Consider the following 9,394-nt stretch of genomic DNA (forward strand, 5'->3'; position numbering starts at 1 on the left):
CGCATGGCAACACTCCCATTGGTCCTGAACAGCCAAGCCGATACCAGATCGGCGGGGGGTGTTGCACTTCGCGTCGGAACTCAAGGGACTTAGCCGGAATACCGGCGCGATGATTTCCGGTCTGGCCAGCCCGCCGCCGCTCACTCATTCGATGCGACCCGCATGCTGCATGTGGTCTGAGACGATTGGAACCGATTTAACGAGAACGCTTAAGTTTCGCGAATTTTGCAGTTGTCTAAAAGCCGCGACACTTGTCTGAAAAATTCGTATTTTTTAGCCAAAGCCCCTTGCGGGAGAAGGTGGCCCGAAGGGCCGGATGAGGGGTCGTCGCTCACAGCCTCGACATAGACGCCAAGCCGCGACGACCCCTCATCCGCCTCGCCGCTTCGCGTCGAGCCACCTTCTTGTAGGCGTCGTCGATCTTTTCGCGCAAGGCTTCGAGCACGGCGGGAAGGTCGGTGGAGAATTGCGCCACCGCCTTGCGGAAATCGGCGATTTCCTGACGCTCGTAGGAGAAAAACAGCGAAACCAGATGGCCGAGTTGGGCGACATCGCGCATGTCGCAGCGAAAAACCTCCTGCCGGTTCTGGATCAGGACGGCGGTTTCCGAATTTTCGAAAATGATATTGTCCTGCGGATAGCCCTTGGCGAGCTTTTTGCGGATTTCGACGTCGAGATCGTCGGCGCTGTCCTTGGCTTCCCAATAGCCGAGCGGCACGCGCAGATCGTGCAAGATGGTTCCGTCGGGACGGATGCGGTTCTTTTGCGGCGACAGGAATTCATATTGCGGAATGAAAATCAGATTGGCGCGCCTGGCGCAGCTTTTCAGCAAATCCTTGAAGGCTTCGGAAATAACGCCTTCGGTGACGGAGCCGGAATACTTTTTCAGGCGGTCGATTTCGTTGAAATAATCCTGGATCAAAATCTGATTCATGTATCCCGCTCCGGCGACGGAGACATTAGCCGCCGTCGGCAGGCCGACGCAAATGCGAAGTTTGGGCGATGAAGGCGGCGCGCGTGTTCCAGCGCTGAATTGTTTCGCTTCGCTCGCAATGACCGCCTGATTTGCGAAAAATCGCGCTCAGGTTGTAAGAGATGGCAAACGCGGCGCCGGTGGGAAAATGTGAAAAAACGCGTGATTTTTTGATTGATTTGCGCAAAAACCTGTCAATTTCCGCACTTTTTCGTTCATTTTCACACGTTTTTCACCACCGCAACCGCGAGGTTGCATTTTGCTGCGGCGCGGCGCGAAGCGTTCCGGTTCTCGAGCGGACCGAAGGCGGGAGGCGAAAAAATCATTGTATTTTCAAAAAGTAAGTCGCGACGGCGGCGAGGTGCGCCCAAATCTCGTTTCACGTGAAACAAAACGGGAACATTACTCTGGCGGTTTCCCCGCGCGATTTTTTCATTCACTTTTTTGAAATTGCCGGAATTCGGATCAGCCGACCCGCGTCCAACCCTCGTTCCCCAGCCGCTCCTGGGGCAGGTAATGCGCCTTGTAGTCCATCTTTTTCGAGCCGGCGACCCAATAGCCGAGATAGAGATGCGGCAGGCCCATCGCCCTGGCGCGGAAAACATGGTCGAGGATCATGAAGGCGCCGAGCGAGCGATGGGCCAGTTCCGGATCGTAGAAGGAATAGACCATCGACAGGCCGTCTTCGAGCACGTCGGTGAGACAGCAGGCGACCAGGGGGCCGGGCTCGGCGCCGGGAACGCGCAGGCGGTAACGCGCCAGCCGGCTTTCGACATGGCTGTCCTCGACCATCATCGCGTAATCGAGCATGGCCATGTCAGCCATGCCGCCGTCGCTGTGGCGGGAATCGAGATAGGCGCGAAACAGGGAGAATTGCTCGCTGTCCGCCCGCGACGGGCCCAGCGCGCCGACCACGTCGGTATTGCGGGCGAGCACCTTTTTCTGGGTGCGCCCCGGCAAAAACTCGTCGCACAGAATGCGCACCGAAACGCAGCCCTTGCAATTTTCGCAGGCGGGGCGATAGGCGATGGTCTGCGAGCGTCGAAAGCCCGAATGGGTGAGCGCGTCGTTGAGACGGGAGGCGCGGCGCCCGACCAGATGAGTGAAGACCTTGCGCTCTTCCTTGCCCGGCAGGTAGGGGCACGGCGCGGGGGAGGTCAGATAAAACTGTGGCGGATCGCGCGGTTCGCTGGTCAATTCTTCCTTCCCCCTCCACCCAAAAGTTTGCTGGGCCTCACACGCGACGCAGCACGATCACGCCGGCGAGCATGTCGTGCAGGCAGCGCTTGTCGTCGGCGAACAGCGAAATCAGGAAGATCGGCGGAAACATCCAGCTCAGATAGAACAGCACCGCGTGGACGGCGGCGTTGATGAACGGCGTCGGCGATCCGTCGACCAGCCGCATTTCCAGATCCATCGCCTTCATGCCCGGCGTCGCCATGCGCCAGCCCGATATGGTCAGGCCGTTGTAGAAAAAGGCGATGAAGGGAAACAAGGGCGGCAGGATCAGCCAGGCGATGCCGAGCGTCAGCAAGCCGAGAACGATGAAGGTTCCCACCGACATGATGCTGACCAGGATCAGGTCGAGACAGATCGCCGCCATGCGCCGGCGGCGCACGCTTTGCAAGGCGCTGGCGGGCAGGGGGGCGAGAGGATAGAAGGTTTGACCGGTGGCGTTCCAGCCATTCACATTGCTCATTTTTCCACGCGCTCCGAGGTTGCAGCCAGATGATGGCGCCGAGGATATTATCTGGCTTTTCGACCCGCCCGGCGCAAGAGGGGCGCAATCGAACGGGGAGCCCGACTATTCACGCCACCGCCTCCGGCGCCTTGTAGGTCAGTAATTCCGCGCCCCTGCGCGCCCCGCTCACGCCGCTGGGGCAGAAGCCGAGCCGCATCAGCAGCCGCCAGGAGGCGGCATTCTCGCGCGGACATTCGGCGACGATGCGCCGCTCCGGAAAGGCCGCGCGCAACAGGGTCAGCATGGCTTGCGCCGCCTCGGCGCCGTAATGCTTGCCGTGATAGGGAACGCCAAGCCAGAAGCCCATTTCTATATCGTCTCCTTCGCGCGCCAAGGCGCCGGAGCAACCGATGAACGGGCCCCTTTCGCCGAGCCGGATCGAGGCGAAACAACCTCTTTGGGCGCGGGAAAAGGAAATCAATTCCTGCGCGTCAGTGAGGGTGAAGGGCTGGCGCAACAGGGACACCCCGGCGGCGACCAGCGGATCGTTGGTCAGCACGACCAGCTGAAAGGCGTCCGCCGCCTGCAGCGGCGTCAGGATCAGGCGCTGCGTTCGCGCGAAACCCTCGGGGAAAAGCTTTGCGCAGCAATCGGTGATTTTCGGCGCGCCCATGACCCTTCCTCCTCCCGGTATCCCATCCCAGGGGCGAAAATGTCTGGCGTTCTTGCGGCGCATGCGGCGAAATCCCCGCCGAGCCGCTGTTCGCAATCGGCTTATGCGCCTCTTTTCAGCATTTCCGCCACCTTTGGCGCGAAATAGGTGAGAATGCCGTCCGCGCCCGCCCTTTTGAAGGCGAGCAGGCTCTCCAACATGGCCTTATCGCCGTCGAGCCACCCATTTTGCGCCGCCGCCATGATCATCGCATATTCTCCCGAAACTTGATAGGCGAAGGTGGGAGCGCCGTATGCGTCCTTGACGCGATGGACGATGTCGAGATAGGGCAGGCCGGGCTTGACCATGATCATGTCGGCGCCTTCGTCGAGATCGGTCGCGACCTCGCGCAGGGCCTCGTCGGAATTGGCCGGGTCCATCTGATAGGTGCGCTTGTCGCCGGTCAGCACCGCCTTGGTTCCTATGGCGTCGCGGAACGGGCCGTAAAAGGCCGAAGCGTATTTGGCGGCGTAGGCCATGATTTGCACCAGCTGGAACCCCTCGCTGTCAAGACCGGCGCGTATCGCCGCGACGCGTCCGTCCATCATGTCCGAGGGAGCGATCACATCGGCGCCGGCGCGCGCCTGGTTGAGCGCCTGTTCGACAAGGATCGCCACGGTTTCGTCGTTGAGGATGGTTTCGCCCTCCATCACGCCGTCATGGCCGTGGCTGGTATAGGGATCGAGCGCGACATCGGTGATCAGGCCGATCTGCGGCACGGCTTTCTTGATCGCGCGGCAGGCGCGGCAGACCAGATTGGCGTCGTTGAGGGCCTCCGAGCCATTGGGATCGCGTAACTCCGGTTCGGTATAAGGAAACAGGGCGATTGCCGGAATGCCGAGTTCAGTGGCTTTCCGGGCGGCGGCGACGGCTTGGTCGACAGACAGCCGGTCGACACCGGGCATGGAGGCGATTGGCGTGAGGACATTCTCGCCTTCGACGACGAAAATAGGCCAGATCAAATCGTCCGTCGTCAGCACGTTTTCGCGTACCAGCCGGCGCGACCAGTCCGCCTTGCGGTTGCGGCGCGGGCGGTGGGTCAGACCGAGCGAAAGATCGAGTGGATGGCGGGCGTTGGTGGACATGGCTAGGTTCCAGGAATGATCCGGCTGGGGAGGCTTCCAATAGCATAGTGCCGGCGCCCGAGAAAATTTTTGCGCGGACGTGGCAAATGGATTATCGCATCGTCAACGCTCGGTGCGCGTATCATTGAAATCCGCGCCGGGAAAAACAGGAACCATTATGGATTTTTACAAAGGCGCGGAAAAAAACGATGAGACAGGGGGGTCTTTCGCCGCCATCCATGTCGGGGTGAAAGCCGGACCCGACGCGCAAGAGGAGCGCTGGACATTTTTCCTTACCGTGTTTTTCCGCCTTGTTGCCCTGCTGTGGATATTCGAGGGTCTGGAGCAATGGCGGCGCATTCTCGCGCCGGACGCCGATTCATTTCTCGACTATTCCACCGGCAGCGTGGCCGCGACGATCTTTTTCGCCGTGCTCAACCTAATCGCCGCCGTCGGCTTGTGGCTGGTCGCACCTTGGGGCGGCGTGGTCTGGCTTTTGACCCTGCTGGCGCAGGTATTTGTCGCTTCTATCAAACCGTCGTTTTTCTACGGCGGCGACTGGATCAGATGGTTCGACGGCCTTCTATTCGCGCTTTATATCGTGTTGTCCTGGAGGGCCAATGTCGCTTCGGGCGAAATCGGTCCCATCGACCGGGGACTGAAAAAGGCACATGATCTGGTCCGGAAGCTGATCGCCTACCGGCCGCGCGACGCGTGACTCTTTGTCAACGTAAATACTTGATTTAATTCATCGAAGATTCACCTCAATTCAGTGTAAGCACGGTAACTCGGGATTCAGCTTGTTGCTTAAACCGGTTTTCATCCGTTTCCCGCTATGGTCTGTCCATCGAAGCCGCCGGAACATGATCGGCGCAAAACAGATCGCTGGAGTTGAGCTATGTCGAACGCCGCCAAAATGGAGATTTCCACCGCCCGCGCTGAACGCGGCGTCGACGTGCGTCCGGCCTATCTTGAAGCCTTGACGCTGGTTGAGCGGCTGCATCGCCGTCTGTTAGATGTGATCAAGGACGAATTCGATCGGCGCGGCCGTTCCGACATCAACGCCGTGCAGGCGCTGCTGCTCTACAATATCGGCGATTCCGAACTGACCGCTGGCGAATTGCGCACCCGCGGTTATTATCTCGGATCCAACGTCTCCTATAATGTAAAAAAATTGGTGGAAATGGACTATTTGCACCATTCCCGCTCGCGCATCGATCGTCGCTCGGTGCGCATCAGTCTGACCGCGGAAGGGAAGGACGTCCGTGACATCGTTGCGGCGCTTTATGAAAAGCATGTCTTTACCGTCGAACAGATTGGCGGCGTCTCGGCCGATGAATTCAAGGTCGTCAACAACGCCCTGACCCGTTTGGAGCGTTTCTGGACCGACCAGATCAAATATCGCCTCTGATCTGACACGCCAATTCGCTTCGATCGATCAACGCTGCTAGCCGGGCTGCAAGGTCCGGTTTTTTTGTTTCTTATGCGATAGGACGTGACCCAATTGCCGCAACGTCCGAGATTATCCTCAGCCTATCGTTTTCGCCTTAAAATCGCCGCGCTATTCGCGCCTTTTTAACCCTCGTCATGGATTCGTTACCCTAACAGCCCGTCGGCGGGCGCCGCTCTCCGACCCCTCCGGCTATTGGCAATTGGAGTTTTGGATTTGAGCAGACCCGATTTGACGCGATTCGTTACCTGTTTCGCGCTTGGCAAGAACTCGGCGCGTCATCTCGGCGCCGCCGGCCTGACGTTTGGCGTCGCCATGAGCATGGTCGTCGCCGCGCGCGCAGGCGATGGTTTCAGTCAGGCCGAGTGGGCGCAGCATTATGATTCCGGCGCGAGGCTTGCTGTCTCCCGCACGACGACGCCGCTGCTCTCACCGCGCACGCTCGCCGCCACCGAACAGGCTATCGAGACTTATCGCGGCATTGTCGCCAAGGGCGGTTGGAACAAGGTTCCGACTGGCGCAACGTTGAAACTCGGTTCGTCCGGCCCGGCAGTCGCCTCCTTGCGCCGTCGTCTGATCGTCACCGGCGATCTAGACCCAGCTTCATCCAGTTCGGGCGTTTACGATTCCTATGTCGAGGCTGGCGTGAAGCGCTTTCAGGCGCGTCATGGTCTGATCGAAAGCGGCGTCGCCAATCCGGCAACGATCGACGCCATGAACGTTCCTGCCGACTACCGACTGCGCCAACTCGAGACCAATATCGTGCGGTTGAGGACGTTCTCGACCAATCTCGGCGAACGTTTCGTCGAAGCCAATATTCCAGCGGCCATGGTCGACACGGTGGAAAATGACACAGTGGCGACTCGCCATGCTGCGGGCGTGGGCAAGATCGACCGCCAGTCGCCGGTGATGCAGACCCGCGCGCTGGACATCGACTTCAATCCATATTGGACCGTGCCTGCCTCGATCATTCGCAAGGATCTGATCCCGAAAATGCAGGCCGATTCGAATTATCTCAAAGACAACCATATCCGCATTTTCGACAAGAACAATAACGAGGTGCAGGCGGAACAGATCAACTGGCATTCGCTGGAGGCTACCAATTACCGCTTCCGCGAGGATCCGAGCACCGAAAACTCGCTCGGCGTGGTCCGTATCAACATCAACAATCCCTACGGCGTCTATATGCATGACACGCCGGCCAAGGGCGTCTTCGGTGACGATTTCCGCTTCGTCTCCTCCGGCTGCATGCGCCTGCAGAATGTGCGCGACTATGTCGCGTGGCTGTTGAAAAACAATCCGGGCTGGGACCGGGACCGGATTGACCAAGCCATCGCCTCCGGCGAGCGTCTCGACGTCAAGCTCGAGCCGCCGGTCAACGTATACTGGGTCTATATCACGGCCTGGGGCACGCCCGAAGGGCTCGTTCAGTTCCGCGAGGATATTTATCAGCGTGACGGCTTTTCCTCCGTCGCCGGCGGCGCCTCCCCGGTGCAACCGGTCGTCCAACGCGGCGGCGGCGTGGCCGTGGAACCGGAGCCGGACGAGCAGTAGTTTTAGATTCGTTTGAGAAACGCCCCGGCGAAACGTTCCGCCGGGGCGTTGTATTTTCCCGGCCTTTCTTCCGCGCAACTCGCGTGATATTGGGCCAGTTAATCCGCAATAGATCTTGCGAATTTTGCCCCATTCACGGAGCCCTAGCATGAGCCGATCCAGCGCCGCAGCGGCGAAATTTTTTTCCAACAACTTTTTTGGCTCCTCTCTTGCCCAAGCCGATCCGGAAATTTTTCGCGCGGTCGAGTTGGAGTTAGGCCGCCAGCAGCGCGAGATCGAATTGATCGCCTCGGAAAACATCGTTTCGCGCGCCGTTTTGGAAGCGCAGGGCTCGGTGCTGACCAATAAATATGCCGAGGGCTATCCGGGAAAACGCTATTACGGGGGCTGTCAGTTCGTCGATATCGCTGAGAATCTCGCCATAGAGCGCGTCACCAGATTGTTCGGCTGTGGTTTCGCCAATGTGCAACCCAACTCCGGCAGCCAGGCCAACCAGGCGGTGTTTCTCGCCTTGCTCCAGCCTGCTGACGTGTTCATGGGCCTTGATCTGGCGGCGGGGGGCCATCTAACCCATGGTGCTCCGGTCAACATGTCGGGCAAATGGTTCAAGCCGGTGTCCTATGGCGTCAGCCCCGAAACCGGCTGCATCGACATGGATCAGGTCGAGACGCTGGCATACCAGCACAAGCCGAAACTGATCATTGCCGGTGGTTCGGCCTATGCGCGTTTCTGGGATTTTCCGCGTTTCCGCGCTATCGCGGATTCCATTGGCGCTTATCTTTTCGTGGACATGGCGCATTTTGCCGGTCTGGTGGCGGGCGGCGTCCATCCCTCGCCCTTCCCCCATGCCCACGTCGTCACCTCCACTACGCACAAAACCCTGCGCGGGCCGCGCGGAGGGCTGGTGCTATGCGATGACGAAAACATTGCCAAGAAGATCAATTCAGCAATCTTCCCTGGCCTGCAGGGTGGTCCGCTGATGCATGTCATCGCCGGGAAGGCGGTCGCCTTCGGCGAGGCCTTGCGCCCCGAATTCAAGCTTTATGCCAAGCAGGTGGTGGAAAACGCGCGGGTGCTGGCAGAGACGCTCTTGGCCGGCGGCCTCGATCTCGTCACTGGTGGCACTGACAATCATCTTATGCTCGTCGATCTGCGGCCGGAAAAACTAACCGGCAAGGCGGCCGAGGCGGCGCTCGGACGTGCCGAAATCACATGTAACAAGAATGGCGTGCCGTTCGATCCGGAAAAGCCCTGGGTGACCTCGGGCATCCGTCTCGGCACTCCCGCCGCCACCTCGCGCGGCTTCGGCGCCGCCGAATTTAAACAGGTCGGGCAACTGATACTCGAGACTTTGGGCGGTTTGGCGAGAGGTGGAGAGCTCGGCAATGCCGTCGTGGAAGCTTCGGTACGCGCCCGCGTCGAGGAGTTAACCCGGCGCTTCCCGATTTACTGAAACCACTCGTAACCAGAATTTTCGCGCCGGGATCGTCTTTACATGGGGGTCCTCCTGTCAAGAGCGGCAAGGATCTGGAATGCCGGTGATTTGTCGATGGTTATTTTCGGCGCCGATCGAGCGGATTGGGGGTCGCTACCGCAAGCAGCGAGCGCTGCATAACCTTACATACGGTCCCGATCGTGACGCCCTGCGTCTTTTTAATCGGCAACCACAATGCCTCATGCACGAGGCTTCGACCCCGGCTGACGTGACCCACCTGAAACGCGGGAGCGAGAAGCTCCCATTGACGAAGACGGTCACATCCTCCGATCGATCGCCGAGATTATCGACGATCGAAACTCACGCCGCGACAATGGCTCCTTCCGGCACGATGCCATATTTGGCAAACCGCCAGACCGCGATCAACAATTTGCGCGCCATGGCGACGATGGCGATGCGGCGGGTTCGCCCTTGAAGCTCACCCACCCGTTGCCGGAACCATTGCGCCAAGCTGCTTTCGGGCTG

General features: G+C 59.5%; 10 protein-coding genes and 1 pseudogene. 4 read left to right on the forward strand and 7 right to left on the reverse strand.

Annotated elements, in window-relative coordinates; all coding sequences use genetic code 11:
- Positions 1–331: 331 nt before the first annotated feature.
- The 6 genes from ACLP2E_RS17440 to hemB all read right to left on the reverse strand — a co-directional run bounded on the left by ACLP2E_RS17440 (position 332) and on the right by hemB (position 4,451).
- Entirely contained in the window at positions 332–934 is a 603-nt protein-coding gene (locus ACLP2E_RS17440) for a hypothetical protein (protein ID WP_442462832.1), read from the reverse strand.
- A gap of 260 nt (positions 935–1,194) precedes the next feature.
- On the reverse strand, positions 1,195–1,413 hold the full coding sequence (locus ACLP2E_RS17445; RefSeq protein ID WP_442466665.1) for a hypothetical protein: 219 nt from the start codon (positions 1,411–1,413) through the stop codon (positions 1,195–1,197).
- Between the two features lie 25 nt (positions 1,414–1,438).
- A complete protein-coding gene (locus tag ACLP2E_RS17450) occupies positions 1,439–2,170 on the reverse strand; it encodes an arginyltransferase (RefSeq protein ID WP_442462831.1) in 732 nt (243 codons plus the stop codon).
- Between the two features lie 37 nt (positions 2,171–2,207).
- Positions 2,208–2,672 carry an RDD family protein gene (locus tag ACLP2E_RS17455; protein WP_442462830.1) on the reverse strand — a complete coding sequence of 155 codons (465 nt, stop codon included), beginning with the start codon at positions 2,670–2,672 and terminating at the stop codon, positions 2,208–2,210.
- Between the two features lie 109 nt (positions 2,673–2,781).
- On the reverse strand, positions 2,782–3,327 hold the full coding sequence (locus ACLP2E_RS17460; protein WP_442462829.1) for a GNAT family N-acetyltransferase: 546 nt from the start codon (positions 3,325–3,327) through the stop codon (positions 2,782–2,784).
- Between the two features lie 101 nt (positions 3,328–3,428).
- Positions 3,429–4,451 (reverse strand): porphobilinogen synthase, encoded by a 1,023-nt coding sequence (gene hemB / locus ACLP2E_RS17465; protein ID WP_442462828.1) that lies wholly within the window; start codon positions 4,449–4,451, stop codon positions 3,429–3,431.
- A 157-nt stretch (positions 4,452–4,608) separates the two neighbouring features.
- On the opposite strand from hemB, the gene ACLP2E_RS17470 reads away from it, so the two are divergent.
- From ACLP2E_RS17470 to glyA, 4 genes are all read left to right on the forward strand, one after another.
- Complete coding sequence (locus ACLP2E_RS17470; protein ID WP_442462827.1) at positions 4,609–5,148, forward strand: DUF6163 family protein; 540 nt, start codon at positions 4,609–4,611, stop codon at positions 5,146–5,148.
- Positions 5,149–5,328: 180 nt separating this feature from the next.
- Entirely contained in the window at positions 5,329–5,841 is a 513-nt protein-coding gene (gene ldtR / locus ACLP2E_RS17475; RefSeq protein WP_442462826.1) for a transcriptional regulator LdtR, read from the forward strand.
- Between the two features lie 354 nt (positions 5,842–6,195).
- Positions 6,196–7,434 (forward strand): L,D-transpeptidase family protein, encoded by a 1,239-nt coding sequence (locus ACLP2E_RS17480; RefSeq protein WP_442466666.1) that lies wholly within the window; start codon positions 6,196–6,198, stop codon positions 7,432–7,434.
- A gap of 148 nt (positions 7,435–7,582) precedes the next feature.
- Positions 7,583–8,887: a serine hydroxymethyltransferase gene (gene glyA / locus ACLP2E_RS17485; RefSeq protein ID WP_442462825.1), complete on the forward strand. Its 1,305-nt coding sequence runs from the start codon at positions 7,583–7,585 to the stop codon at positions 8,885–8,887.
- 342 nt (positions 8,888–9,229) lie between these two features.
- Here glyA and ACLP2E_RS17490 read toward each other — a convergent pair.
- Positions 9,230–9,394: pseudogene (locus ACLP2E_RS17490) on the reverse strand (IS110 family transposase); the annotation flags it as partial.

Source organism: Rhodoblastus sp. (assembly GCF_052145335.1).
GTDB lineage: Bacteria > Pseudomonadota > Alphaproteobacteria > Rhizobiales > Beijerinckiaceae > Rhodoblastus.

Bases quoted from the DNA above. Each gene is read 5' to 3' on its own strand.
- ACLP2E_RS17440 (WP_442462832.1), bottom strand. From the start codon at position 934: ATGAATCAGATTTTGATCCAGGATTATTTCAACGAAATCGACCGCCTG.
- ACLP2E_RS17455 (WP_442462830.1), bottom strand. From the start codon at position 2,672: ATGAGCAATGTGAATGGCTGGAACGCCACCGGTCAAACCTTCTATCCT.
- ACLP2E_RS17460 (WP_442462829.1), bottom strand. From the start codon at position 3,327: ATGGGCGCGCCGAAAATCACCGATTGCTGCGCAAAGCTTTTCCCCGAG.
- hemB (WP_442462828.1), bottom strand. From the start codon at position 4,451: ATGTCCACCAACGCCCGCCATCCACTCGATCTTTCGCTCGGTCTGACC.
- ACLP2E_RS17470 (WP_442462827.1), top strand. From the start codon at position 4,609: ATGGATTTTTACAAAGGCGCGGAAAAAAACGATGAGACAGGGGGGTCT.
- ldtR (WP_442462826.1), top strand. From the start codon at position 5,329: ATGTCGAACGCCGCCAAAATGGAGATTTCCACCGCCCGCGCTGAACGC.
- ACLP2E_RS17480 (WP_442466666.1), top strand. From the start codon at position 6,196: ATGAGCATGGTCGTCGCCGCGCGCGCAGGCGATGGTTTCAGTCAGGCC.
- glyA (WP_442462825.1), top strand. From the start codon at position 7,583: ATGAGCCGATCCAGCGCCGCAGCGGCGAAATTTTTTTCCAACAACTTT.